Consider the following 24750-nt stretch of genomic DNA (forward strand, 5'->3'; position numbering starts at 1 on the left):
AGGGCCGTGCTGGTCTCAGACCCGCGCGACCCCCGCGATGTGCGTGTTGAACGGGACGAACGGCGTGCGCAGCCGGTAGCGCTCCACCTCCACCTCGGCGAACCCGGCGGCGCGGATGGCGCCCTCCAGGTCGCGCTCGCACGAGCAGCCCTCGAAGGTCCACGCCCACGGGCGGCGCAGCACGCGCTGGGTGGCGCGCGTGGCGGTGCCATCGGGGGCGGCGACGTGCTCGGCGAAGCGGAAGCTGCCGCCGGGGCGGAGGATGCGGCGCACCTCGGCGAGCGCGGCGGCCGGGTCCGCGACCGAGCACAGCACGAGCGACGAGATGACGGTGTCGGCGCTCGCGTCCGGCAGGCCGGTGCGCTCGGCCGTCCGCTCGTGCAGGTCGAGCCGGATGCCGTGGCGGCGGGCTGCTGCCCGAAGGCCCGCGTGCATGGCGCGGTTGGGTTCGATCGCGACCAGGGTCGCACCCGCGGGCAGGTACGGGAGGTTGGCGCCGACGCCCGGGCCGAGTTCGACGACGCGGTCCCCCAGCCCGGCGAAGACGCGCTGCTTGCGGGGACCCAGTTCCGCATCCAGGTACGGGCCCATCGCGCGGAAGAACGCGGCGTTGAAGCGGCCACGCCCGGCGTGCTGGCGGAAGCCGGTGTCGGATCCGGTGTCGGCGATGCTGTCGGTCATGCGTCCACTCTGGCCGCGCGCCGCGGGCCGGGCAGGCGTGGAGTCACCCCACTTCGCCGCGGCCGGCCTCCTGCTGCTCGACGAACCAGGCCGCCACCTGCGCGCGCGACCGGAACCCGAGCCGCAGCAGGATGCGCTCCACGTGCCCCTCGGCGGAGCGCTCGTCGATGCCGAGCCGGGCGGCGATCTGCCGGTTGGTGCAGCCCTCGGCGATGAGGGCGGCGACCTCGCGCTGCCGCGGGGTCAGCGCCCCGGGGGCGGTCCGCGCCACCCGCAGACCGAGGAAGCGGCGGATGGCCGCCACCACTTCCGGCGCGTCTCCCGCCCACGGGAGGTGCGAGCGGCCCGGCAGCACCGCGAGTTCCGCACCCGGGATGCAGCCCGCCAGCGCCTCCGCCTGGGCGACGGGGGCCGCGCGGTCGTGCACGCGGTGCACCACCAGGGTCGGCGTGCGCACCGAGCCGAGCAGGTCGCCGACATCGAGCCGGTAGCTCAGGGCGAGCAGCGCCCGCGCGGTCTGCGCGTCGGACGACTCCCGCTGGTAGCGGCCGAAGCGGGCCCGGACGGCGGCCGGGGCGTCGGGGGCGAAGATGTCGGTCAGCACATCCGAGCCGAGACCCCAGTGCGACTCCACCAGGCCCAGCACGTGCTCGCGGGCGCTCGGGGGCGACACGGCGTCGCCGGAGACCCAGCCGCCGTACAGCACGAGCCGGCGGACGGTTCCGGGATGCGCGGCCGCCCAGGCCACGGCGACCAGCGCCCCGACGGACGCACCGACGAGGTCGAACGGCTCGGGGCCGAGCGGCGCGACGACGGCGGCCAGCTGCTCGAGTTCGTACTCCAGCGACGGCGGCCTCCCGGTCGCCGGCGACAGGCCGCAGCCGGCGCGGTCGTAGCGGACCAGCCGGACGCCGTCGGCGAGCCCCTCGAGGAACGCGCGCTCGGGCGGCAGCTCCCAGCCCCGTTCGAGGTGGCTGAGCCAGCCCGAGACGTACACGACGGGTCGGCCCTCGCCGACGGAGGCGACGGCCAGCTCGGTGCCGTCGGTCGTCGTGACCCGGCTCAGGCGCTGCTGCACGCGACCATTCTGGCGGGAACACGCCGGGGCGGCACCGGCATTCTCGCTAGCGCAATGCGCCCGGCAGCCCCGCGACGAGCTCGGCGAACACGTCCGCGGCGTCATCGTGACGCGCCAGTCCTGCGCTCTGTCCCATCCACAGGGAGAGCAGGTCCGCGTCGCCACGCTGCGACGCGGCCCGACGGAAGACGCCGGTGAGGATGTTCTGCAGCGGGAACGGCGCGATGGCACCCGACTGCTCGATGGTGCGGACGGCGCGGTTCGGCAGGCCGCGCGCCGAGCGCCCGCTCATGGCCCGCGTCAGCACGGTCTCGTGCGCCTGCGCCGACCGGATGCGGTCGCGGTGCACCGCAGGCGCGACCGACTGGCGGGTGGCGAGGAAGGCCGAGCCGACCTGCACGGCGCTCGCGCCGAGGGCGAACGCGGCGGCGACCCCGCGGCGGTCCGCGATGCCTCCCGCGGCGATGACGGGGACGTCGACGGCGTCGACGACCTGCGGGATGAGCGAGAAGCTCCCCACCAGGCTCGACTCGGAGTCGGCGAGGAACGACGGGCGGTGCCCGGCCCCCTCGGCTCCGGAGGCGACGACCGCATCCACGCCGCCCTCCTGCAGGGCGACCGCCTCGGGCACCGTCGTCGCGGTGCCGACCACGCGGATGCCGCGGCGGTGCGCCTCCTCGACCAGCTCGGGCGACGGGACGCCGAAGACGAAGCTCAGGACGGCCGGGCGCGCTGCGAACGCGGCCGCCAGCTGCTCCTCGAAGCCCGGGAGGGGCGCGACCGGCCACACGGGCACTTCGGCGCCGGTCTCCGCGAACAGCGGACGGAGGGCGTCGACGGCCCGGTCGTAGTCGCCGCGATCGAAGCCACCACCCGGCGCGGGCTCCCCCGCCCGCCGGAACGGAAGCCACAGGTTGAGGGCGAACGGGCGCGAGGTCCGTTCGCGCAGCTCGCGGGTCACCTCGACGATGCGGTCGGGCCCGAGGCCGTAGAGGCCGAACGAGCCCAAGCCGCCTGCCTCGCTGACTGCCGCCGTCAGCTCGACCGACGACATCCCGCCGAACGGTCCGAGCACGATCGGCGTCTCGATGCCGAGCAGGCTGGTCAGGTCCATCGGGAGCATCCCTCCTTCGCCGCGGAGCCGTTGCGGTGACGCAACTGCCGCGCACGATCCTAGCGCGGGTCTGGCCGGGCGGCGTGCCTCGGAGCTACCCTGCGGGCGTGGACGACGACGACGACCCGGTGGTCAGCAACCCCGCGCACTACTCGGTGCTGTGGGAGAACGACCGCGTCCGGGTGCTGCAGTACCGGGACGAGCCGGGCGACCGGACCACCGAGCACCGGCATCCCGACTCCGTCATGGTCACGCTGAGCGCGTTCTCCCGCCGCCTCGAGTCGGGCGGCCGCAGCGCCGACGTCGAGCTGCCCGCAGGACAGGCGGTCTGGATCCCGGCGCAGACGCACGCCGGAAGCAACACCGGGGACACGCCGACCCGCACGATCATCGTCGAGCTCAAAGGCGACGCCGGCGAGCGCGACCACGACGGAACGCTCGGCCCGACGGTCCCGGGCTGACGCCGCCCCTTCCCGTAGGGGCCGCTCGTGGCGTCCAATAGGGGCATGGGATCCCGCACAGCGACCATGCGCCGGGCCGCGACGGCGGTCGCCTCCGCCACGGCGGCGGGCGTCGTCGGCGCCGGCCTGGTGGCCCGCCGCACCCGATCGGCCTCCACCCGGCCGACCGCCGTCGGCGCCGTCGTGCTCGGCGCCGCCGCGGGCGTCGTCGGAACGCTCGCCTTCGACCTGTGGCTGTACCTGCAGTACCGGCGGGGAGGCGGCACCGAGCCCTTCTCCGACTGGGAGTTCTCTGCCGATGTCACCGGGTGGGAGTCGGCCCCCGCACCGGCGCAGGTCGGGCGGCGGATCGTCGACGGACTCTTCGAGACCCGGCTGCCGGACTCCCGTGCGGCCCTCGTGAACAACGTCGCGCACTGGGCGTACGGCATCTCCGGCGCGACCGCGTACGGACTGCTGGCCGGCTCGCTGCGCAGGCCGCGGGCGGCGTACGGACTGCTGCTCGGCGCCGGGATGTGGCTCTCCGGCTACGTCATCCTCCCGCCGATGCACCTCTACAAGCCGATCACCGAGTACGACTCGGCGACCCTCGGCAAAGACCTGCTGGCACACCTCGTCTACGGCACGACCACCGGCGCCGCCTACGCACTGCTCCGCGGGAGGCGCTGAGCCGCGCGGACGCGTCACTGATGGGTGATGGTGAGTTCCGCCGAGCTGAACGGGAACGGGAACAGGACGGTGCCACCGCCGGTCAGCGACTCGGGCCGCACCAGCATGATCCAGGTCAACCCGACCGCCGCGGACACCAGCACGACGGCGACGATGACGATGGCGGTGCGGTCCAGGATGCGGTTCGCCGCCTCCAGAGTCTCCGCACGCCGCGCCACCCGGCCGATCGCGACGAACACGATCACAGCGAGCGCGGCGTACACCGCCCAGCTCGGACGCAGCGCGAGGTTCGCGCACGTCGCCTGGGTCACGGCGCCGTCGGCGGACGTTCCTCCGCCGGAGCACGAAGCGGCGCTCCCGCTGCTGAGCACCGTGTAGGCGAAGGCGGCGATGCCGGTCGTGACGATCAGCCTCCGGACGCGCATCAGGATCGGGCCGGCCGGCAGCCGGGACAGCAGCCCCGTGTCGATCGTGGGCGTCATGGTCGGCATCGCGTCCCCCTCGCGTCGTAACGGAAACGATCCTGGCAGACCACGAGCCGGAGCGGAACCGCCGGGCCGCTGGTAGCATCCGGCGCATGGCCATCCACCTCGAGAACGTCGGCATCGCGGTCCGCGACCTGGAGGAGGCGGTCTCGTTCTTCACCGACCTCGGGCTGACGGTGGTCGGCCGCGACACGGTGAGCGGCGAGTGGACGGACACCGCCGTCGGCCTCGACGGCAACCACGCGAGCATCGCCATGCTGCAGACGCCCGACGGGCAGGGCAGCATCGAGCTGTTCGAGTACCTCCACCCCGACGCGATCGAGACGGAGCCGACGCTGCCGAACGAGATCGGGATGCACCGCGTCGCGTTCTCGGTCGACGACATCGACGAGGCGCTCGCGATCGCGGCGAAGCACGGCTGCCGTCCGCTGCGCGGGGTCGCGAACTACCGCGACGTCTACAAGCTGACCTACCTGCGCGGCCCGAGCGGCATCCTCGTCATGCTGGCGCAGGACCTGACGAAGGGCTGACGGCCACGGCCCGCGCGATCACGACGGGCAGGCGGGCGCGCAGCAGGACGTCGTGACCGACCGACCCGAGCACCACGCGCTTCACGCCGCGCCGGTCGTGGGTGCCCAGCACGAGCATCCGTGCGCCGCGCGCCTCAGAGACGAGGCCGTCGGACGCTGCCGCTTCGACCACGCGCGCGCGCACGACGAGCCCGGGATGCCTACGGAGGGCGCGGTCGGCGGCGGCCGTGACGATCCGTCCCCGCGCGTCGTCCGTCGCGGCCGGACCGGCAGCGCGGCGCCCGTTGCGGACCGCGCCGACGGCGTATCCGGCGTACACGACCACCAGCGGCTCCCCGAGTCGCGCGGCCTCGTCGCCCGCGAAGTCCACCGCCGGGCCGGTGGGAGGCTCCCCGTCGACGCCGACGACGATCCCGCGACCGTGGCCCCGCCAACCGTGCGGGACCGCCACCACGGTGCATGCCGCCGCGGACGCCACCCTCGCCGCGATCGACCCGGCCAGGGCGCGCTGCGTCCGCGCGGCGGGCGGGGTGCCGACGACCAGGAGCAGCGCCCCGGCGGAGGCGGCCACGACGTCGCGTCCGGCGTGCCCGAACAGGACACGGCTGCGGATCTCCGGCTCCGCTCGCGCCGGGTCGGCGTCCGCGTGCTCCAGGTGCAGGGCGGCTCGGGCGCGCCGCAGCGCGTAGCGCTCCTCCTCCGCGACGAGCGCGCGCCCGGCGAGCGTCAGCATCCGCCCGGACTGCTCCCCGCTGTCGGAGAAGGAGCGCTCGACGACGTGGATGAGCTCCAGCCTCGCCGGCATCCACGCGGCGCGGGCGGCGGCCCAGTCGAGGGCGGCGCGGTGCTCCGGCTCCCCGTCCACCGCCACCATGATCGTGTCCGCCATCGGCCCCTCCGCGCATCCGCCGTGACACCACAACGGTAGCCTCCCGGCGCGCCCACGGCACGGTCGCGTGCCATCCCGGGCCGCCGCGGGCAGAATCGTCGCGAGCGCGCACGTTCGGGGCGCGCCGCGACCCGCAGCGACGGAGGAACCGTGTCCAAGGTCAGGCTGGAAGCGTTCAGCGACGGCGTGCTGGCGGTCGCCATCACGCTCCTCGTGCTCGACCTGCACCTGGAGCCGAGCCGGGAGCAGAGCCTGCTCGCGCAGCTCCTCGCCGCGTGGCCGTCGTTCGCCGCGTACGTCGTCAGCTTCCTCGTGATCGGCGTGATCTGGGTCAACCACCACTCGATCCTCCGCCTGACCACGGCCGTCGACCGGCTCCTGCTGTTCTGGAACCTCATCCTGCTGATGTTCGTCACGGCCATCCCGTTCACGACCTCCACGCTCTCCGGCGCACTCGTGGAGGGCGACTCCGCCGACATCCGGGTCGCCGCCGTGCTGTACGGGGGCGCGTGCACGGGCTTCGCGGTCGCGTTCACGTTCCTGTACGGGCGCATCACGCTGGGCGCGGTGCGTGCGGGTGCGATGCAGCCCCCGGCCCGGCGCGCCGCGCTGCTGCGGTTCGGGGCGGGGACGCTGTTCTATCCGCTGCTCACCGTCGTCGGCGTGCTCTACGCCCCGGCCATGCTCGTCGGCTTCGCGGCGCTGAGCGTGTACTACCTGTTCAATCAGACCGGGACGGTGGAGTCCGCGTAGCAACACCTGCGTAGCTTCGCGACCGTGTTGCGACCGGCGACGCTGGCCTACGAAGCCTCTGGTCGCTAGTGTCCCGTGTGTGACGGACGAAGATGTACCGGCGGTGATCTACCACTACACCTCAATGGCGAACCTCCTGAGCATCCTGCGCAATCGAGAACTCTGGGCGAGCGATTTCCGCTATAGCAATGACGCAACAGAAACCAAGTACGGCCGCGATGCGTTAGTTGAGAAGATTCGCGCCCTCGCTCAGGAGTACCGCTCGCAACCGCCCACCTCTCCAGACGACAGACCGGATAGTCATAACAATCCCGCGTACTTTGCAAACATCTTCGAGGAAATCGCCACCGAGCAGGCCGAGCTCAAACGAGATTCGACACCGTTCGGAGTCGCTTTCTCGAAATCGGGTGACCGGTTGAGTCAATGGAGGGGCTACGCAGCTTCTAACGGCTGCTCCATCGGCATCGACAAGCGGAAGCTCATACCCGAGCCGCCGGACTTCCAGATGGACTACGAGTTCCTTGAGGTGGGTTACGGATATGCGGGAATCGACGCCGCATACGCGAGCATCCGGAGTGTAGTGGCACCGGTCGGAAGGACTTCGTCTAGCTTCGATCCTGAACGGAACCATGACATCAGGAGCAAGAGCTTCGCCTCACGCGCATTCTTGGCGGTCAAGGACCCCAGCTTCGAAGAAGAGCAGGAAGTCCGACTTCTGCTTTCGACGCCCCCATACCGCGGCGCCGAGGGTCACGACTCCTCAACCGATCGGGGTGAATTGTGTTTCCGGACGAGTCCCACGGGACTCGCGGTTCCCTATTGGAAGGTGCCGATAGATCCAGCGGGCATCCGAGAGATATATGTGGGCCCGGGAGTACACAAGGAGCGCAACATCGCGGCACTTCACGACTACTTTGAGCGGAGGGACTCGAAGTGGTTCGATTCATCCGTTAGTCCAGACATCCGCCCATCAGCGATCCCATTCCAGTAGCCTGCCTCGCACACCGCGTGGGTTCGACCATCGAAATGCGACTCATCCGTCGGATGATCGCGCTTGGTCGGAGTCGGCGTAGCGCAGCCTCCGGTACTCCTCGTAGACCACCCGCCCGCCGAAGGTCCGCGTGCCGACCAGGGCGAGCGGCAGCCGGTGGTCGAGGTCGGGCCAGTAGCGGGTGCCCCGGCCGATGACCACGGGGTAGCGGAACAGCCGGTACTCGTCGACGAGGTCGAGCCGGATCGCCTCTGCGGCGAGGTCCGCTCCCCCGATCGAGACGTCGCCGTCGGCCGAGGCCAGGGCGGCCGTTACCTCCTCCTCGACGGAACCGGTCGCGAGGCGGGCGTTCCCCTCCACCTGGGTCAGCGTCCGGCTGAAGACGACCTTCGGGAGGGCGGACCAGCTCTCGGCGAAGGCCACCCCCGACCGCGGAGCCCGCAGCGACGGGTCCGTGTCCCACACCCGCATCGTCTCGTACAGCCGGCGCCCCAGCAGGTAGCCGCCCAGCCGCGCGACCTGACCGGCCTGGAACCGGAACTGCTCGTCGCCCGGCGCCGTGAAGTCGAACGCGCCCTCGTCGTCGGCGATGAAGCCGTCCGCCGAGACCCCCATCGAGTAGATCAGCACGGGATCACGGTAGTGCGCAGCGGGCGCGGAATGAAGCCTCCGCTCGTATAGTGCACGTATCGAAGGGAGCGACATGGCCAGGCACAGGCGGGAGCAGGAGGCGTCGGACGCCGCGGAGGCGGAGGCCCTGGCGGCCGTCCGCGCGACCGAGTCCGACGACTCGTTCGTCGACGCCGACGAAGACCTCGAGGCCGAGGAGGAGCGCGACTAAGCACCCCGCAGCCGTCAGCTCCGGAGTTCTTCGCGTTTCCGGCGGCGTGTCGGTCGAACAAGTCCGGAGCTGATGGCGGGGGATGTCCGGACGGTCGATCAGGAGAGGCGGACGATGGATCGGGTGCGGGAGGCGGACGGGCTTCAGGCTGGTCGTATGAGCGTCGAGACCTCCCCTGTGCCGGACACCGCCTCCGTCCCCGCCGCGCGTCCGGACGACCGTGCGTCGTGGGGCGGCGTCGTCGCGCTGATGGCCGGCGTGTTCGCCCTGGTGACCGCCGAGTTCCTCCCGGCGAGCCTGTTGTCGCCGATCGCCTCCGGCCTCCACATCACCGAGGGGACGGCGGGACAGGCGGTCACCGCCACCGCCCTGATCGGTGTGGTGGCGGGCCCCGCGATCGGGCCGCTGTTCCGCCGGCTCGACCGGCGCACCCTCCTGGTCGGGCTCGCGGTGCTGGCCGCGCTGTCCAACATCCTGGTGGCCATCGCGCCGCAGTTCTGGGTGCTGCTGATCGCGCGTGTGCTGCTCGGGATCGCGATCTCCGGGTTCTGGTCGATGGCCGTCGCCGTCGCCGCCCAGCTGGTGCCGCCCGCGCACCTCGGCCGGGCAATGATGATCGTCAACACCGGCGTCTCGCTGGCCACCGTGGTGGCCGTGCCGCTCGGCGCCTTCCTCGGCGCCCTCTGGGGCTGGCGCGCGGTGTTCGTGCTGGTGGCCGTCATGTCGGTCGCCGCCGCCGTGGCGCAGCGGTTCCTCCTGCCGCGGGTGACGCCCGCCCAGGGCTCCGGGGTCCGGGCGCTCTTCACGGCGCTGCGGTCGCCGGTCATGCTCGTCGGGCTGCTCGGGATCGCGCTGCTCGCCGGCGGCCACTTCGCCGGCTTCACCTACATCCGGCTGGGCGCGGCCGACATCCCGGGTCTGACAACGGCCGGTCTCGCCGCTCTGCTCGCCGCCTACGGCCTCGGCGGTTTCGCCGGCAACCTCGTGGCGGGAGTCGTCGCCGACCGGAGGCTGCGCACCGGGCTCGTGGTCATGCCCGCCGTGCTCGGGGCGGCGGTGACGGTGTTCGCACTGCTGCCGAATCAGGTCCCGCTCGCCATCGCCGCCGTCGTGCTGTGGGGCTTCGCGTTCGGCGGCGTCCCGACGCTGGTGCAGACCTGGGCGGCACGCGTCGAGCCGGAGCGGATGGAGGCGGCGGGCGGACTCGTGGTCGCCGCGTTCCAGCTCGCGATCGCCCTCGGCGCGGCGGCGGGCGGCCTGCTGGTCGACGGTGCGGGCGTCAAGGAGGCGCTGGTCGCCGGCGGCATCGTCGCGGTGCTCGGTGGCGTGCTGCTCAGCACGGCGCGCCGCCGGCGCACGGACGGCTAAGCCGAGAGCGCGGCCGCGGCCTCCCGTCGCCAGGTCGCCGGGCTCTCCCCGGTGTGCCGGCGGAACGCGCGGCTGAACGCGACGTCGGAGCTGTAGCCCAGACGGGATGCGACATCGGCGACGCTCAGCCGTCCGTCGCGCAGCAACTGCGCGGCCTGCTCCATCCGCACGGTGGTCAGGTAGCGGTTGGGCGAGTCGCCCACCAGCTCCCGGAACCGCTCTGCGAACACGGTGCGGGAGGCGCTCGCGACGCGGGCCAGCCGCTCCACCGTCCACGGCTCCCCCGGCGCCTCGCGCATCGCGGCGACGGCCCGGGCGATGTGCGGGTCGCGGACGCTGACCAGCCACTGGTCGGGGGCGCATCCGTTCTCCACCCAGGAGCGGACGGCGGCGGAGGCGATGATGGTCGCGATCCGGCTCGCCATCAGGCAGTTTCCGGTCCGCATCCGCCCGAACTCGATGCCGAGCGTCTGGATCAGCGGCCCCATGGACGGCTCGCGCACGACGAACCCGCACGCGCCGAACGACTCCGGCAGCGCGAGGGTGAACGGCTGCCCGGAGGTGCTGGCCGCGGCGAGCTCCCCGGAGGCGACGACGGCGTCCTCGCTCGCTGTGACCCGGTGCGCCCCGGCGCGCGGCAGCATCAGGAAGTCGCCCGCGGTCAGCCTGACCGGCAGCGCACACCCGGCGATCTCGACGGAGCCGGAGACCACGTAGTGGAAGCGGACCGAACCGGCGGGCACCGCGGTGCTGCGGCCGGCGGCGAGCGCCGTCTGCGCGAAGCCCAGCAGGGTCCAGTCCAGGCGCAGCAGGAGACCCTCGAGGTCTTCCAATACCGGGCGGACGGGCGACTCTGCGGTGGCGGCGCTCGCGGTCTCACTCATGAGAGGTCGAACCGCGCGGCCGCGGCGGTCATTCCCCTGCGCTCGGTAGCGGGGAGGCGAAGGGCCCTGCTCCGCCGACCGCGGACCGCAGTATCCTGGCGGCGTCCGGAGCGCCCGGCGCCGGATCGAGGGGGTCACCATGATCGAGCCCGGAACGCCGGCGGCGCCGCGCGTGCCCCTGTGGGCGCCCTACTACGGCGCCTCGTTCGGCGAGGCGTTCGTCCGCTACTGGAAGAAGTACGCACGGTTCGACGGGAGGGCGAGCCGCAGCGAGTACTGGTGGTGGGCGCTCGCCGACGCGCTCATCGTGTTCGGCCTTTATCTGGTCGTGCTGGCCGGCGCGATGGTCGGCTCGCGCGTCGACTCCGAGGGCAGCTTCACGCCGGGACCGGGGATCGCGGTCGGCGTGATCCTGCTCGTCGGCTGGTGGCTCGCCACCGTGGTCCCGGGACTCGCACTCGCGGCGCGACGGCTGCACGATGTCGACCTGAGCGGGCTCTTCCTGCTGCTCCTGCTCATCCCGAGCCTCGGCGGCTTCGCGATCCTGGTCATGACGCTCCTCCCGCCCAACCCGCGCGGCGCCCGGTTCGACCGCCCGGACGGCGAGATGCCCGGCTACGTCGCGCCCACTCCGGGGGCATACTCGACGCCGCAGGACTACAGCCGCCCGCAGGTCCCCCTCCCGTACGCCGGTCCGGCCGGCGGCCAGCCGCTCTACGCGGCACCGCCGCCCCGGCCGCCGGCCGCGCCCGCTCCGCCGCCGGAGGAGCCGACCGGCGACGCTCCGCGCTGACTCCGGATCGAACTCCGACTGCACTCACTAGAGTCTCCTCATGGGGGAACCGGGGACCGATGCGCGTTGGTTCCGTGTCGCCTTCGGGCGGCCGCGCATCCGCAGCGGCATCGTCTGGCTCGTCATCGCCGTGTGCTGGCTCGTCGTCACGGTGGCCGAGGGAACGAATCCCTGGGGTTACCTCATCGCCGCCATCTGGGCGATCACCGGATCCGTGATGCTCACGATCGCGGTGCGCGACCAGCGCCACGGCCGCGGTGCGTACGCGCCGCCCGCGGGTGGGTCCGAGGACTGAGGGCGAGGAGGATCTCCCCGGCCTGTACCGGGGTACCGTGCACCGCAGACGGGCACCGGCGCGGGACGCCGAGGAAGGAGTCACCGTGGACATCACTGAGGTCATCCTCTCCGACCACCACGAGCAGCGTCGTATGTTCGCGATGCTGGAGGAGATCGACACGTCGGATCGGGACGCGCTGTCGGCGGTCTGGGGCCGCCTCCGGATCCTGCTGGAGGTGCACGCGAAGGCCGAGGAGATCCTCTTCTACCCTCGGCTGGTGAAGCTGCAGCGAGACCTGGTCGAGAAGGAGTCGCCGCAGGAGGAGACCGAGGACGCCATCCACGACCACAACGAGATCCGCGACGCGATCGCGGGCGTCGACGATCACGAGGTCGGATCGATCGACTGGCTGAAGGCGATCGCGGAGGTCAACGAGGTCAACAGCGACCACATGGCGGAGGAGGAGCGCCAGGGCCTCACCGACATCCGACGGCACCTCGACCGCGACGAGCGGCACCGGATGGCGGTGGCCTTCCTCGCCTTCGAGTCCCGCCATGCCGCGGCCGGCGTGATCCCGCGCGACGAGGACCCGGAGGAGTACGTGGAGGAGCACTCCTGAGCGACGAAGCTCCCTACTGGACGGCCCGCCGCCGAGCCACGATCGCACCCTGGGGGCGGGCGCCCGCCTGCACCCGCTCGTACGTCTCCACCACGTCGAACCCGGCGCCACCCACCTCTGAAGCGAGGAGGGGCACCGGCCAGCGGTAGCCGTCGACCACGGCGTGCGGGAACCGCTCCAAGGCCGGCCCGGTGAAGAACCCGACGAGCAGGCCCCCGCCAGGACGCAGTACCCGGGCGAATTCGCGCAGCGGCGTCTGGATGTCGTCCGGCTCCTGGTGGATCAGCGAGTACCACGACAGAACGCCGCCGATCGACGAGCTCTCGGCGTCAAGCCGGTCGAAGCCGCCGACATCGAACCGGACTCCGGGATAGCTCTCTCGTGCCCGGGAGATGAACTCGGGCACCAGGTCGACGCCGCGGACGTCCTTCCCGCGCGACGCGAGGTGATCAGTCCACTGCCCTGGACCGCATCCCGCATCGATCACCGGGCCCACGAGGGAATCCGCCCAGGCGGACACGAGATGCAGATCGGCGTGATGCACCGGTTCCATGGAGCCGAACAGGTCGATGTATTCGGCCGACCGACGCGCGTACGCATCCCTCACCCCACTCGACACGACGTCCAGCTTAGGCACCGACGGCAGCGGTCGGGCGAACGCTGGCGACGAGCCGGTGCGGGCGATCTCCTCACGCCGCCGCGGGCACCGCGTCCGGGCGCTTGTGCGGCAGGAACCCGGAGACGACCGCACCGCCGAGGGCGACGACGACGAGGACCATCATCGCGAGGACGTAGCCTCCGGCCCGCTCCCCCGCGCCGAAGCCGAGCACCGTCGCCACGATCGCGGTGCCGAAACTCGACCCGAGGTTGGAGACGCTGCGGGAGAGGCCGGAGATCTCGCCCTGCTGCGCCTAGACCGGAGGGATGAGCAGGGCGGTTCCCGCGCCCTCCAGGATCGAGTTGCCCAGGATGAGCAGCCCGAGTCCGGGCGACAGCGCGCTCATCACCGCGCCGACCCCGTAGACGCCGTGCTCACCGCGACCGAGTTGATCGCCGGAGTCATCGTGTTCGCCTGGCTCACGGTCTTCCTGCGCGTGAGCGGGGCCGCGGCGCGGGTCTAGGGTGGTCGGCGATTCGGCATGTCGATCCGGGAGGTCGTCGATGAAGCTGCTGCTCACCTCGGGTGGTGTCACGAACCAGGGCATCAGCGATGCGCTGACCGGGATGCTCGGCAAGCCGATCGGCGAGAGCGACGCCCTGTTCATCCCCACCGCTCAGTGGGGGCAACCCGCGTGCAGCCCGCAGACCGTCTGGAGGTCGACGGCAGGACGAGGTGACAGCAGCCTCGTCGGCCTCGGCTGGCGATCGGTCGGCGTGCTCGAGCTGACCGCGCTGCCGGGCATCGACGACGAGCGCTGGATGCCGTGGGTGCGCGAGGCGGACGTGCTGCTCGTCGACGGCGGGGAGGCCCGGTGCCTCGCGACCTGGCTGCAGCGCTCGAAGCTCGCCGACCTGCTGCCCGAGCTCACCGACACGGTCTGGGTCGGAGTGAGCGCGGGCAGCATGGTGCTGACGCCGCGCGTCGGCGGCGAGTTCCTCGACTGGCAGCCGGACGGCCCGGACGACACGCTCGGCCTCGTCGACTTCTCGATCTTCCCCCACCTCGACTACCCGGGATGGACCGGCAACACTCTCGAGGCGGCCCGGCGCTGGGCGACGCGCATCCCCGGCCGGTCGTACGCGATCGACGACCACACCGCGATCGCCGTGGTCGACGGGAGCGTCGAGGTGGTCGGCGAGGGGAACTGGGAGCGGTTCGATCACTGACCCGGAATCAGCCGCGAGGACGACGCGCGCGTTCACCTGAGGTTCCTATGCTGTGGCCATGGTGATGCGAACGGTGGATCGGCTGGTCCCCTGGATCGTCGGAGCACTCGTGGCGACGGTGGCGATCGGCGCGGTGTACGGGGTGGTCCAGCAGGGCGACAGATCGTCGGCCGACGACGCCCCGCAGGCGCTGATCTCGCAGCTGGTCTCGGTGTCGGGCAGCGACACCCCGGGTGCGGCGCAGAGCCCGCGCGTGAACGTCGCGGAGAGCCGCATGCCGTTCTACGTCGTCTACAACGCCGACGGACGACCGATCGCGGGCGACGGCTACCTCGACGGCAAGCGCGCGCGCATCCCCGAGGGCGTGCTGCAGAACACGGTCGCCAACGGCTCCGACCACCTCACCTGGGAGCCTCAGCCGGGGGTGCGGCTGGCCCTGACGACCGCCCGGGAGGGCCAGGTCGTGATCGCGGCGGGCCAGTCTCTGTCCGCCTTCGAGCAGCGCACCGACCGCCTCGGCCTGCTGCTCCTACTCGGCTGGCTGCTCACCCTCGCGGCGCTCGCCTGCGGGGCCGTGCTCCACGTCGTCCTCGGCCGCCGCCTCGACCGTCCGAGCCCCTGACGGCAGCGCGGCGACGCGCGTAGTCTCCGGGCATGGTGAGGCGGGTTCGTGGTGCCGTGTGCGCGGTCCTTCTGGCGCTCGCGCTGTGCGCGTGCAGCGGCGGCGCGGTGCCGACTCGCTCCGGGAGTCAAAGCAGCGACACCGGGAGCAGCCCGTCGCCGTCGCCGGGCGCGATCCAGCACGTCGTGGTCGTCGTCGAGGAGAACAAGCCTGCGCAGTCGGTCGTTGGCAACCCGGCGGCGCCCTACCTGAACGGGCTCGCGCGGTCGTTCGCGCAAGCGAGCCACTACTCTGCCGTGGCGCATCCCAGCCTCCCCAACTACCTGGCGCTGACCAGCGGCACGACCGCGGGCATCACCACCGACTGCAACCCGCCGGGCGGATCGTGCCTCGACACCGGCCCGAACCTCGCGCAGGCGCTCGACCGGGCCGGGCGGAGCTGGCGGATGTACGCCGAGAGCATGCCGGCGCCCTGCACTACGGCCAACACCCCGCTGTACGCGGTGAAGCACAACCCCTTCCTGTACTTCCCCAGGGTCACCGCCGACCCGGCCTACTGCCGCAGCCACGACGTCCCCTACGACCGGCTGGCGAGCGACCTGGCCACGACCACGTCCCTGCCCGACTTCGCCTTCATCAGCCCGAACCTGTGCGACGACATGCACGACTGCTCCATCGCCCAGGGGGATGCGTGGCTGCAGAACAACATCCCGCGCATCCTGGAGTCGCCCGCCTTCACCCGGCAGCGCTCGCTCCTGGTGATCACCTTCGACGAGGGGGACTCGGCGGACAACATCGTGGCCTGCATCTTCGCCGGGCCCGCGGCCCGGCCGCGGACCGTCGCGTCGCAGTCCTTCACCCACTACTCGCTGCTGCGCACCATCGAGGACGCGTGGGGGCTCCCGCCGCTAACTTCGGAGGTCGCCCGTGCGACACCGATGACGAGCATGCTGCGCTGAGACACGGGTCACTCCGCCCGCGTCCATCTGTCAACCGGGTCACCCGGCGGGATTCGCGCCTACGGTGCGTGCGGTAGCGGAGCGACGCCCGAATCGGGATGGATGAGCGCCGCCCCTCGTATCCATCGATGGAGGGAAGAAGCAATGAAAGCAGTCGTGTATGACGGGCCGCGTCAGGTCAGCGTCCAGGATGTCCCGGATGCCCGGATCGAGCGGCCGACGGACGTCCTCGTGCAGATCACCTCGACCAACATCTGCGGGTCCGACCTGCACATGTACGAGGGCCGGACGGACTTCGAGACCGGGCGCTGGTTCGGCCACGAGAACCTCGGCCGGGTCGTCGAGGTGGGCTCGGGCGTGGACAAGGTGCAGGTGGGCGAGTACGTCGTGCTGCCGTTCAATGTCGCGTGCGGGCATTGCAAGAACTGCGAGCGCGGCCTCACCAACTACTGTCTGACCGCCCAGCCCAAGAAGGAGTGGGCCGGAGCAGCATACGGCTTCGCCGACATGGGACCGTGGGCAGGCGGGCAGGCCGACCTGCTGCGCGTGCCGTGGGGCGACTTCAACTGCCTGCGGCTGGGAGAGGACGCCGGGGAGAAGCAGTCGGACTACGTGATGCTGGCCGACATCTTCCCGACCGGATACCACGCCACCGAGATGGCCCAGGTGAAGCCGGGCGATCAGACCGTGATCTACGGCGCCGGTCCGGTCGGCCTCATGGCCGCGTACTCGGCCACGCTCAAGGGCGCGAGCCGGGTCATGGTGGTGGACCGCCATCCCGATCGCCTGAAGCTGGCGGAGGAGATCGGGGCCATCGCGATCGACGACTCGAAGGTCGACCCGGTGGAGGCCGTCACCGAGCTGACCAGGGGGCTCGGAGCCGACAACGGCTGCGAGTGCGTCGGCTACCAGGCGCACGACGTGCAGGGCCACGAGCACCCCAACATGACGCTCAACCGGCTGGTGCAGTCGGTCCGGTTCACCGGCACGATCGGCGTTGTCGGCGTCTACGTCCCGCAGGACCCCGGCGCGTCCGACGAACTGGCGAAGCAGGGCGAGGTGGTCTTCGACTACGGCCAGTTCTGGTTCCGCGGACAGACGATGGGCAGCGGGCAGGCGCCCGTGAAGAAGTACAACCGGCGGCTGCGCGACCTGATCGCCGCGGGCAAGGCGACCCCGTCCTGGATCGTCAGCCACGAACTCAGCCTGGATGAGGCCCCCGACGCGTACGAGCACTTCGACAACCGCGACGACGGCTGGACGAAGGTCGTCCTCCACCCGGCGGGCGCGAACGCCTGACGGCGGAGTGAGCCGCGGCGGCGCCCGGAACTCTCCGGGCGTCGCCGTCCGACGGGAATCGCCCGCGGCACTCCACGGTTGGCCCTGACATGGATCTCGATTTCACGAATCGCGTCGCCCTGGTCGTGGGCGGCACCGGCTTCATCGGCTCGGCGGTCGCCGACCGGCTCCGCGCCGAGGGCGCGACCGTGGTCGTCGCCTCCCGCAGCGCGGGCGACGGCGCAGGGGACGTCGAGCACGTGACGCTGGACGCCTCCGACGAGGACAGTGTGCGCCGCGCCGTCGACAGCGTGCTGGAGCGCCACGGGCGCATCGACGCCCTGGTGGTCACCGCCGCACCGCCCGCGCAGACCCTCGACCCGGCGCGCAGCTCGGACCCCGAGCAGATCCTGAAGGCCGTGGACGGGAAGGCGCTGGCGTTCCTGCGCGTCGCCGCCGCCGCGATCCCGTCGATGCGGGAGGCCGGCTTCGGCCGGATCGTCGTCATCAGCGGCCAGAACGCCTACTTCACCGGCAGCATCGCTGCGTCGGTGCGCAACGCCTCCACCATCCTCATCGCGAAGAACCTCGCCGACGAGCTGGCCGGCACCGGTGTCGCGGTCAACGTCGTCAACCCCGGGGCTCGTGACGACCACGCCCGATGCGACGGTCGCGCCGGGCCGCGGCGGCGAGTCGTCGCCGGAGCAGATCGCGGACCTCATCGCGTTCCTCGCGTCCCCGCGCTCGGTGGTCAGCGGCGAGTCCATCTCGGTCGCGCACCGGGTGCTCGGCAGCACCCTGCTCTAGGGGCGTCGCGCCGTAGGCTGAGAGCGCCCGCACGCCCGAGCCGGAAGGACCCCATGCGCCCCGAACTCCCCGTCGACTCCTGGCAGGCCACCCGCGAGACGCTCCACCTGTGGACGCAGATCGTCGGCAAGATCCGGATGGCCCTGACGCCGCCGGTGAACCACTGGTGGCACGTGACTCTTTACCTGAGCGCGCGCGGACTCAGCACCGGTCCCATCCCGGTGCCCGCCGGCATCCTCGACCTGGAGTTCGACTTCGTCGAGCACGAGCTGGTCGTCCGCACGAGCGACGGCGGGCGGCGCACGGTTCCGTTCGCCGGCCAGTCGGTCGCTTCGTTCTACGAGGCGACGCTGGACGCCCTCGGTGAGCTCGGCGTCGAGGTGCGCATCCACCCGGTCCCGAACGAGGTCGAGGTCGCGATCCCGTTCGCGGAGGACACCGGGCACTGCACCTACGTTCCGGAGCATGCGCAGGCGTTCTGGCGGCAGCTGATCGACGCCGAGCAGAACTTGCAGCGCTTCCGCTCCGACTTCGTCGGCAAGGTCAGCCCCGTGCACTACTTCTGGGGCGCGATGGATCTGGCGGTCACGCGGTTCTCCGGGCGGACCGCACCGCAGCATCCCGGCGGCGCACCGAACTGCCCCGACAGCGTGATGCACGAGGGGTACTCGCATGAGCTGAGCAGCGCCGGCTTCTGGCCCGGCGGCGGGGCCGAAGGGGCGTACTACTCGTACGCGTACCCGGCACCGGAGGGCTACGCGGACGCCCCGGTGCCGGAGGGAGCGTACTTCAGCGCGGAGCTGGGCGAGTTCCTGCTGCCGTACGAGGTCGTGCGCCGCTCGGCCGACCCGGATGCGCTGGTGCGGGCCTTCCTGCAGGCCACCCACAGCGCGGCGGCCGAGCTGGGGCGGTGGCCGGGCGAGCTCGAGGTGACGCGGTGAGCGACGGCGCTGCCGGGCTTCCGGACGCGGCCGACTCGGCCGCGTCCTTGGGCGACCGCCCGCTCGCCTTCTACAACGCGCTGCTGACCGAGCACTTCGTGCTGGAGTCGGCGCGCGGCATCACGGTCAGCGAGTCCAGCAGCCGCGCGTCCCTCTATCTGATGACGCTGTCCAGCGCGCTCGTCGCCTTCGGCTTCCTCGGCGTGATCATCCCGGTGGTCGTCATCCTCGGCGTCTTCACCTACGAGCGGCTGGTGCAGACCTCGCTGGAGGACGTCGCCGCCCTCGCCTCGATCCAACGCATCCGCCGCTACTACGCGGGTCTCCTCCCCGGCGCCGACGCATACTTCCCGATGCCGGCGGGACGGGCCCCCAACGAGCTGCTGGAGATCGGCCAGCGGGGATACCGGCGCGGCGTGTTCTTCACGATCTCCTCCGCCATCGCGATCGTCAACTCCATGGTCGCCGGCGTCGGGGTCTCGCTGCTGGTCTACCTGCCGTCGCGCACCCTCCCGCTCAGCATCGCGGTCGGTGTCGCGGCGGCCATCGTGCTCATCGTCGTCCACGGGGCCTACCAGGAGACCCGCTACGGGAGGCTGCGCGACCTGCTGACCGCCGACCCGACCTCCACGACCGGCCGCTCGTGACCGGGCAGCCCACGGCCGCGCCGGCCGCAGCGGCGGCGCCCACCGTCTCCCCCTGGGCGCCGCTAGCCCGTACGGTGTTCCGCACGCTGTGGTTCGCCCAGCTGGGCAGCAACATCGGCACCTGGATGCAGACGGTCGGCGCGCAGTGGTTCCTGGTGGAGGCGCACGCCGACAGCATCGTCATCGCTCTGGTGCAGACGGCGAGCCTGGCGCCCGCCGTGCTGTTCTCGCTGCCGGCTGGTGTGCTCGCCGACTCCTTCGACCGCCGCAAGCTGCTGATCTGGGGGTCCGTGGCCAGCGCCGTGCTCGCTGTGGCCCTCACGGTCGTGACGGCGGCGGGCGCGCTGACCGCTCCGCTGCTGCTCGGAGTGACGCTGCTGCTGGGGGTCGCCTCCACGCTCACCTCACCGGCCTGGCAGGCCATCCAGCCGGAGCTCGTGCCCCGGGAGGAGGTGGTCGCCGCCGCCGCGCTCGGCGGTGTGACTGTCAACGGCGCCCGCGCCATCGGCCCCGCTCTGGCGGGTGTCGCGCTCTCACTGTTCGGCACGGCCGTCGTCTTCGGCATCAACGCACTGAGCTTCGTCGTCGCGGTGGTCGCGCTGATCTGGTGGCGCCGGCCGCCGCAGCAGGGACTCGACGACCGCGAACGGTTCCTTCCGGCCCTACGCGCCGGGGTCCGCTACACGCTCTCCGCCCACCTGGTGCGCCGTATCCTGCTGCGGTCCGTGCTGTTCGCCCTCCCCGCGAGCGCACTGTGGGCGCTGCTGCCGCTGACCGCGACGCGGCTCGGGTTGAACTCGAGCGGGTACGGCCTGCTGCTCGGCGCGCTGGGCGTCGGCGCAGTGGCGGGCGTGTTCCTCCTGCCGCTCGCGCGGAAGCGCGTCAGCGACAACGCGATCATCGCCGCCAGCGCCGTGCTGTTCGCGGCCGGGTCGGTCGCCGCCGCCTTCGCCCCGTTCGCCGTCGCCCTGGTCGTGCTCGCCATCGCGGGCTTGGCGTGGATCGGGACGCTGACCGTGCTCAACGCCGCGCTGCAGCTGACCCTGCCGCAGTGGGTGCGCTCGCGGGCGGTCTCGGTCTACATCCTGTTCTTCATGGGGTCGATGGCCGTCGGCTCGTTCGCCTTCGGCCTGCTGGCGCAGGGCCTCGGCACGACGGCTGCGCTGGTGATCGCGGCCGTGCTGCTGCTGGCCGTGGCGGGCAGCGTCGCGATCCTGCCGCTCCTGCCGGGCACCTCCACCATCGACCGCAGCATCGCGAACTCCTGGCCGGAGCCGATGCTCGTCTTCGAACCGGAGCCGACCGACGGGCCGGTGCTGATCGAGATCGCCTATCGGGTGCCGCAGGCGGACCAGGCGGCGTTCGAGGCGGCGATCCGCCGCGTCGGCGACAGCCGGCGGCGCACCGGCGGCTACCGCTGGCGGCTGTACCGCAGCGGCGAAGACGCCGAGACCATGCTCGAGACCTTCCTCGTCCCGTCCTGGGGCGAGTTCGCGCGGCAGCGCACCCAGCGTTTCACCGGCCGAGACCGGGAGCTGTGGGATGCGGCGCGCGCATACTGCGAAGGCGACCCGGTCGAGCGGCACTTCTTCCACGCCGCCTGACCGGGCCGCCTCCGCGGCTTCGCGGTCAGTAGCTGTAGCTCGACCCGCTCGACGCGGCGATCACGCCGGCGACGATCGCGAAGATCACGAACAGGACGACGAACGCGATGTAGACGTAGCCGATGATGAGGCCCGCGATCGCGAGCCCGCGGCCGTTCTCGCCGGTGCGCTTGATCTGGCTCAGCGCGATGTGTCCGCAGATCACGCCGGCGAGCGGGAAGACGAAGGCGCCGATCAGCGAGATGATCGCGAGCACGTTGGTGCCGGCCGGCTGTGTCGGGTACGGCGTGTACGCCGGCTGCTGCTGGTAGCCCGGCTGCTGCGGGTAGCCCGGCTGCTGCGGGTAGCCCGGCTGCGGGGCGGGCGGGTAGTTCTGCGGGTTCTGGTCGGTCATGGTGAGGTGTCTCCTGTCGGGTGAGGTGGATGCGGTCTACGGCTGCGAGATGCTCTCGGCCAGCACGCCCGCCTGGTGGAGGGCGGCGCCGACCGCGTTGGCGGTCTGCTCGAACGCCGTGTTCGTCTTGGCGGCGCCGATGGCTCCGCCCTTCAGCGCCCCGCCGGTCATGTTGCGGTTGAGGCGCGCGACGAGCCGGCCCTGCTGGTCGACCATGAAGTCGACGACGAAGGACATATGGAAGTTCTTGCCTGCGAGACCGCCCAGCCACACGGTGGCGGCAGCGCTTCCCCGCTTGGCGAGCAGCCCGCCGGCGGGCGTGGTGGTGACCGTGAAGCCCTCGCCGTGGAGGGTGGAGGCGACGAGGTGCTTGGCGGCCTCGTGGTCACCGAGGAGGAAGAAATCGTGGGCAGAGGCCATGGCGGTTCCCCCGGGTCGATGGTCGGATGCGCGCCGACGTCGGCACGATCCGTCACTCTAGCGAGTATCCGGCTCTCTTCGCATCCCGCTGGGCCAGCAGGATGCCGGGACGGCCCCGGTCAATTGCTCAGGAAGAGCACGCTGATGAGCAGGGCGATGATGAACGTGCTGAACGCGAAGGCGATGTAGGTCTGCCCGGTGACGACGCGGCGGGCGCGGGTGGTGAGGATGTTGACGTCCGACGACGAGAACGTCGTCGCGATCTGCGCCGACAGATAGTAGAAGTCGGCGAACACGGGGCCGTCTCCCCCGTCGCCCGGCAGCTCGACCGAGCGCTGCTCCGCGTCCAGCCGGGCGTAGTGCACCGCGTAGGAGGTCACCGTGACCAGCCAGGAGCTGACGACGACGGCGAAACTGAGGATGTTCGCCAGCACGCTGTCCAGCAGCCCCGGCAACACCAGCACGGCGCCGACGGCGATGGTCGCGAGCACCGACCATTGGGCGTTGATCGTCGGGAGGGTGCGGATCGGACCCGCGGTCGCGGCGATCCACCGGGCGAGGGTGCGTCTGTCCACCCGGCCGAGGAGGGCGTGCGTCATCACGAGGAACCCGACCGAGTACGCGATCCAGAAGACGAACGCCGTGACCGCGACCGTGTCGGCGGTGAAGCGCACGCGGGCGAAGGAGGCGTAGGCGAAGAATGCGACGAGGGTGACGACGGCGGCCACACCGAGGGCGGCCAGGTTCCTGTGTCCGTCGGCGACGAGGTACGGCACCTTCTCCGTATCCCCCGGGGCCGAGCTCACCACACGCTGTCGCCGCGCAGGACGACGTCGCTTCCGCCGTCGACGTAGACGATCTGCCCGCAGAGGTGCGTGTTCTCCTCGCTCGTCAGCCACGCCAGCAGGCGCGCGACGACGATCGGCTCGGCGATCCCGTTCAGCGGCATGGGCACCAGCCCCAGGAGCGCGTGACGCGCCTCCGGTGTCGCGATCAGGTCCGCGGTCATCGGCGTGGCGATGATGCCGGGCGCGACGGCGTTCAGCGGGATGCCTGCACCGGCCCACTGCTCGGTGGCGGCCTGTCGGCGCACCCACTTGTCGAGCCCGAGCTTCGTCGAGGAGTAGATCTGGGCACCCGTCGTCGCGGGATCCTGCGCCAGCTCCCCGGCGCGGGCCAGCGCAGCCATCTCGTCGCCCGACGCGAGCAGGGCGACCAGTTCGGCGTCCGTCGGCATCAGAGCGGCCATGGAGGAGACCAGCACGGCGCGCGGCGCCGGCGAGCCGGTCAGCAGGGGCCGCAGGCCGTCGAGCGTGGCGAGCGTGCCGAAGTAGTTGACCGCGACGGTCGGCGGGGCGGCGACCGCGAGTCCCGCGATCGCGAGCACCGCATCCACTGGTCCGTCGTGCACGCTCCGGACGCCGTCCGCCAGGCTCGCGCGGCCCTCCGCGGTCGACAGGTCGACGACCACCTCGGCGTCGTGGATGTCGACCCCGATCACGCGCTCGCCCCGGCTCTCCAACAGCTCCTTCGTCGCCCGTCCGATCCCCGAGGCGGCACCGGTGACGACCGAGACACGAGACATGACTCCCCCTCTCCACGACGCCGCCCGCGCCCGTGCGGCCCTGGCGTCAGGGTAGCGAGGCGGCGTGGCGGTGGCTACGACTCATCTGCACTCCGACCGGTCCGCCTCAGCCGCGGAAGCGCCGGGCGAGTTCCGCTCCGGCGGCCCGGGCCCAGCGGTGCGGGTCGGCCATCGTCTCCGCCGCGCCACCCGCGAGCTCCGTCAGCGCGACGGCGTCGGCGAAGCCGTCGGTCGGCGCGGCGATCGCGCCCGCGACCAGAAGCGCCGGGACCCCGGCTTCGCCCGCCCGCGCGGCCACGTAAGCCGGGACCTTGCCTGCGGCGGACTGGCTGTCGAACCGGCCCTCGCCGGTGATGACCGCGTCGGCCCCGGCGATCGTCGCGGGAAGTCCCATCGCGTCGCCGACCGCCGCTGCGCCCGGCGCCATCCTCGCGCCCCAGAGCAGCAGGCCGAAGCCGGTGCCGCCGGCGGCGCCCGCGCCCGGCTCGTCCGGATCGACGGCGGCTCCGGACGTGCTCAGCACGTCGGCCAGGCGGCGCAGCCCCGCCTCCAGCACCGGCACATCCGAGGGGGCCGCGCCCTTCTGCGGCCCGAACACCGCTGCCGCGCCTTCTGGACCCAGCAGCCGGCTGGTGACGTCGCTCAGGATGCGCGCACCGCCGTGGGGAAGCGGGACCAGACCCGACAGGTCCACGCTCGCGAGAGCCGCCAGCCCGCGGTTTCCCGGCGGGACGTCCCGTCCGACCGCGTCGAGGAAGCGCGCACCGAGCGCCGAGAGCGCGCCGGTTCCGCCGTCGGTCGAGGCGCTTCCGCCGATCGCGAGCAGCAAGCCGGTGGCGCCGGCGGCGAGCGCGTCCGCGACGGCCTCCCCGAACCCGATCGTGTGGGCGTCGAACGGCGCGAGCGTCCGCATCCGGCCGAGTCCGCTGGTCGCCGCCAGTTCGACGAGCGCCGTTCCGTCCGGGAGGAGCAGCCAGGCCGCCTCTATCGGGACGCCATCCGGTCCCGTCACCCGCACGGGATGCGCGACCGCCTCCGGGACCGCGGCGGCGAAGGCGTCGAGGGTGCCCTCCCCGCCGTCGGCCATGGGCGCGGGCACGAGCCTGTCGTGCGGCCGCTCCGACCGCCACCCCTCGGCGAGCGCACCCGCGATTTCAGTGGCGGAGGCGGAGCCCTTGAACGAGTCGGGCGCGACGACGATGACGCTCACGTACCCAGCCTAGGAGAGTCCTC

The 24750-nt window shown here is 72.1% G+C and carries 31 protein-coding genes; 17 read left to right on the plus strand and 14 right to left on the minus strand.

Going from position 1 to position 24750, the window contains the following annotated elements; translation table 11 throughout:
- Positions 1 to 15 precede the first annotated feature (15 nt).
- From HNO83_RS15900 to HNO83_RS15910, 3 genes are read right to left on the minus strand one after another with little or no spacing between them, the layout of a single operon-like run.
- Positions 16 to 681 (minus strand): class I SAM-dependent methyltransferase, encoded by a 666-nt coding sequence (locus HNO83_RS15900; protein WP_175338502.1) that lies wholly within the window; start codon positions 679 to 681, stop codon positions 16 to 18.
- A gap of 43 nt (positions 682 to 724) precedes the next feature.
- A complete protein-coding gene (locus HNO83_RS15905; protein ID WP_175338503.1) occupies positions 725 to 1759 on the minus strand; it encodes an alpha/beta fold hydrolase in 1035 nt (344 codons plus the stop codon).
- Between the two features lie 46 nt (positions 1760 to 1805).
- The gene (locus tag HNO83_RS15910; RefSeq protein WP_175338504.1) at positions 1806 to 2873 is read right to left on the minus strand and encodes an NAD(P)H-dependent flavin oxidoreductase; all 1068 of its coding nucleotides are present in this window, start codon (positions 2871 to 2873) and stop codon (positions 1806 to 1808) included.
- A gap of 107 nt (positions 2874 to 2980) precedes the next feature.
- Between HNO83_RS15910 and HNO83_RS15915 the strand changes: the two genes are divergently transcribed.
- Positions 2981 to 3334, plus strand: coding sequence for a cupin domain-containing protein (locus HNO83_RS15915; protein WP_175338505.1), 354 nt, complete (start codon positions 2981 to 2983; stop codon positions 3332 to 3334).
- A gap of 45 nt (positions 3335 to 3379) precedes the next feature.
- Positions 3380 to 4003, plus strand: coding sequence for a hypothetical protein (locus HNO83_RS15920; protein ID WP_175338506.1), 624 nt, complete (start codon positions 3380 to 3382; stop codon positions 4001 to 4003).
- A gap of 14 nt (positions 4004 to 4017) precedes the next feature.
- Here the strand turns inward: HNO83_RS15920 and HNO83_RS15925 are convergent, their stop codons facing one another.
- A complete protein-coding gene (locus HNO83_RS15925; protein ID WP_175338507.1) occupies positions 4018 to 4494 on the minus strand; it encodes a hypothetical protein in 477 nt (158 codons plus the stop codon).
- Positions 4495 to 4580: 86 nt separating this feature from the next.
- Here HNO83_RS15925 and HNO83_RS15930 point away from each other — a divergent pair, with 86 nt between their 5' ends.
- Complete coding sequence (locus HNO83_RS15930; RefSeq protein ID WP_175338508.1) at positions 4581 to 5018, plus strand: VOC family protein; 438 nt, start codon at positions 4581 to 4583, stop codon at positions 5016 to 5018.
- On the opposite strand, the gene HNO83_RS15935 is transcribed toward HNO83_RS15930, so the two are convergent.
- Entirely contained in the window at positions 4987 to 5907 is a 921-nt protein-coding gene (locus tag HNO83_RS15935) for a universal stress protein (protein ID WP_175338509.1), read from the minus strand. The genes HNO83_RS15930 and HNO83_RS15935 overlap by 32 nt on opposite strands.
- A gap of 150 nt (positions 5908 to 6057) precedes the next feature.
- Between HNO83_RS15935 and HNO83_RS15940 the strand changes: the two genes are divergently transcribed.
- The gene (locus tag HNO83_RS15940; protein WP_349627249.1) at positions 6058 to 6660 is read left to right on the plus strand and encodes a TMEM175 family protein; all 603 of its coding nucleotides are present in this window, start codon (positions 6058 to 6060) and stop codon (positions 6658 to 6660) included.
- 79 nt (positions 6661 to 6739) lie between these two features.
- Positions 6740 to 7651 (plus strand): DUF2971 domain-containing protein, encoded by a 912-nt coding sequence (locus HNO83_RS15945; protein WP_175338510.1) that lies wholly within the window; start codon positions 6740 to 6742, stop codon positions 7649 to 7651.
- Between the two features lie 42 nt (positions 7652 to 7693).
- On the opposite strand, the gene HNO83_RS15950 is transcribed toward HNO83_RS15945, so the two are convergent.
- Positions 7694 to 8281 carry a dihydrofolate reductase family protein gene (locus HNO83_RS15950; RefSeq protein WP_175338511.1) on the minus strand — a complete coding sequence of 196 codons (588 nt, stop codon included), beginning with the start codon at positions 8279 to 8281 and terminating at the stop codon, positions 7694 to 7696.
- A gap of 73 nt (positions 8282 to 8354) precedes the next feature.
- Here HNO83_RS15950 and HNO83_RS15955 point away from each other — a divergent pair, with 73 nt between their 5' ends.
- Together HNO83_RS15955 and HNO83_RS15960 are read left to right on the plus strand one after the other, a co-directional pair.
- Complete coding sequence (locus HNO83_RS15955; protein ID WP_175338512.1) at positions 8355 to 8492, plus strand: hypothetical protein; 138 nt, start codon at positions 8355 to 8357, stop codon at positions 8490 to 8492.
- 156 nt (positions 8493 to 8648) lie between these two features.
- Positions 8649 to 9860, plus strand: coding sequence for an MFS transporter (locus tag HNO83_RS15960; protein WP_175338513.1), 1212 nt, complete (start codon positions 8649 to 8651; stop codon positions 9858 to 9860).
- On the opposite strand, the gene HNO83_RS15965 is transcribed toward HNO83_RS15960, so the two are convergent.
- A complete protein-coding gene (locus HNO83_RS15965) occupies positions 9857 to 10744 on the minus strand; it encodes a helix-turn-helix domain-containing protein (protein ID WP_175338514.1) in 888 nt (295 codons plus the stop codon). The genes HNO83_RS15960 and HNO83_RS15965 overlap by 4 nt on opposite strands.
- Positions 10745 to 10883: 139 nt before the next feature.
- On the opposite strand from HNO83_RS15965, the gene HNO83_RS15970 reads away from it, so the two are divergent.
- The 3 genes from HNO83_RS15970 to HNO83_RS15980 all read left to right on the plus strand — a co-directional run bounded on the left by HNO83_RS15970 (position 10884) and on the right by HNO83_RS15980 (position 12433).
- Entirely contained in the window at positions 10884 to 11537 is a 654-nt protein-coding gene (locus HNO83_RS15970; RefSeq protein WP_175338515.1) for a DUF805 domain-containing protein, read from the plus strand.
- A gap of 40 nt (positions 11538 to 11577) precedes the next feature.
- Positions 11578 to 11832, plus strand: a complete 255-nt coding sequence (locus HNO83_RS15975) for a hypothetical protein (protein ID WP_175338516.1) — start codon at positions 11578 to 11580, stop codon at positions 11830 to 11832.
- An 85-nt stretch (positions 11833 to 11917) separates the two neighbouring features.
- A complete protein-coding gene (locus HNO83_RS15980; protein ID WP_175338517.1) occupies positions 11918 to 12433 on the plus strand; it encodes a hemerythrin domain-containing protein in 516 nt (171 codons plus the stop codon).
- A gap of 13 nt (positions 12434 to 12446) precedes the next feature.
- On the opposite strand, the gene HNO83_RS15985 is transcribed toward HNO83_RS15980, so the two are convergent.
- Together HNO83_RS15985 and HNO83_RS15990 are read right to left on the minus strand one after the other, a co-directional pair.
- The gene (locus HNO83_RS15985) at positions 12447 to 13052 is read right to left on the minus strand and encodes a class I SAM-dependent methyltransferase (RefSeq protein ID WP_349627250.1); all 606 of its coding nucleotides are present in this window, start codon (positions 13050 to 13052) and stop codon (positions 12447 to 12449) included.
- Positions 13053 to 13122: 70 nt separating this feature from the next.
- Entirely contained in the window at positions 13123 to 13272 is a 150-nt protein-coding gene (locus HNO83_RS15990; RefSeq protein ID WP_175338518.1) for a hypothetical protein, read from the minus strand.
- Positions 13273 to 13594: 322 nt separating this feature from the next.
- Between HNO83_RS15990 and HNO83_RS15995 the strand changes: the two genes are divergently transcribed.
- The 7 genes from HNO83_RS15995 to HNO83_RS16030 all read left to right on the plus strand — a co-directional run bounded on the left by HNO83_RS15995 (position 13595) and on the right by HNO83_RS16030 (position 21118).
- Entirely contained in the window at positions 13595 to 14260 is a 666-nt protein-coding gene (locus tag HNO83_RS15995) for a Type 1 glutamine amidotransferase-like domain-containing protein (RefSeq protein ID WP_175338519.1), read from the plus strand.
- Between the two features lie 58 nt (positions 14261 to 14318).
- On the plus strand, positions 14319 to 14882 hold the full coding sequence (locus HNO83_RS16000) for a hypothetical protein (RefSeq protein ID WP_175338520.1): 564 nt from the start codon (positions 14319 to 14321) through the stop codon (positions 14880 to 14882).
- Between the two features lie 107 nt (positions 14883 to 14989).
- A complete protein-coding gene (locus HNO83_RS16005; RefSeq protein ID WP_175338521.1) occupies positions 14990 to 15841 on the plus strand; it encodes an alkaline phosphatase family protein in 852 nt (283 codons plus the stop codon).
- 144 nt (positions 15842 to 15985) lie between these two features.
- Positions 15986 to 17140: a glutathione-independent formaldehyde dehydrogenase gene (locus tag HNO83_RS16010; RefSeq protein WP_175338522.1), complete on the plus strand. Its 1155-nt coding sequence runs from the start codon at positions 15986 to 15988 to the stop codon at positions 17138 to 17140.
- Positions 17141 to 17229: 89 nt separating this feature from the next.
- A complete protein-coding gene (locus tag HNO83_RS20465; protein WP_249776781.1) occupies positions 17230 to 18867 on the plus strand; it encodes a DUF5996 family protein in 1638 nt (545 codons plus the stop codon).
- Entirely contained in the window at positions 18864 to 19514 is a 651-nt protein-coding gene (locus tag HNO83_RS16025; RefSeq protein WP_175338524.1) for a hypothetical protein, read from the plus strand. The genes HNO83_RS20465 and HNO83_RS16025 overlap by 4 nt, the downstream gene beginning before the upstream one ends.
- Positions 19511 to 21118 carry an MFS transporter gene (locus tag HNO83_RS16030; protein WP_175338525.1) on the plus strand — a complete coding sequence of 536 codons (1608 nt, stop codon included), beginning with the start codon at positions 19511 to 19513 and terminating at the stop codon, positions 21116 to 21118. The genes HNO83_RS16025 and HNO83_RS16030 overlap by 4 nt, the downstream gene beginning before the upstream one ends.
- Positions 21119 to 21143: 25 nt before the next feature.
- Here HNO83_RS16030 and HNO83_RS16035 read toward each other — a convergent pair whose 3' ends face one another.
- The 5 genes from HNO83_RS16035 to HNO83_RS16055 form a co-directional block, all read right to left on the minus strand.
- Positions 21144 to 21512 carry a DUF4190 domain-containing protein gene (locus HNO83_RS16035; protein ID WP_175338526.1) on the minus strand — a complete coding sequence of 123 codons (369 nt, stop codon included), beginning with the start codon at positions 21510 to 21512 and terminating at the stop codon, positions 21144 to 21146.
- Positions 21513 to 21548: 36 nt separating this feature from the next.
- Positions 21549 to 21932 carry a hypothetical protein gene (locus HNO83_RS16040; protein WP_175338527.1) on the minus strand — a complete coding sequence of 128 codons (384 nt, stop codon included), beginning with the start codon at positions 21930 to 21932 and terminating at the stop codon, positions 21549 to 21551.
- A 119-nt stretch (positions 21933 to 22051) separates the two neighbouring features.
- Positions 22052 to 22708 carry a DUF1345 domain-containing protein gene (locus HNO83_RS16045; RefSeq protein WP_175338528.1) on the minus strand — a complete coding sequence of 219 codons (657 nt, stop codon included), beginning with the start codon at positions 22706 to 22708 and terminating at the stop codon, positions 22052 to 22054.
- A 26-nt stretch (positions 22709 to 22734) separates the two neighbouring features.
- Positions 22735 to 23517, minus strand: a complete 783-nt coding sequence (locus HNO83_RS16050) for an SDR family oxidoreductase (protein WP_175338529.1) — start codon at positions 23515 to 23517, stop codon at positions 22735 to 22737.
- A 106-nt stretch (positions 23518 to 23623) separates the two neighbouring features.
- On the minus strand, positions 23624 to 24727 hold the full coding sequence (locus HNO83_RS16055) for a glycerate kinase (RefSeq protein WP_175338530.1): 1104 nt from the start codon (positions 24725 to 24727) through the stop codon (positions 23624 to 23626).
- Positions 24728 to 24750 lie beyond the last annotated feature (23 nt).

This window comes from Leifsonia sp. C5G2, assembly GCF_013359685.1.
Classification (GTDB): Bacteria; Actinomycetota; Actinomycetes; order Actinomycetales; family Microbacteriaceae; genus Leifsonia.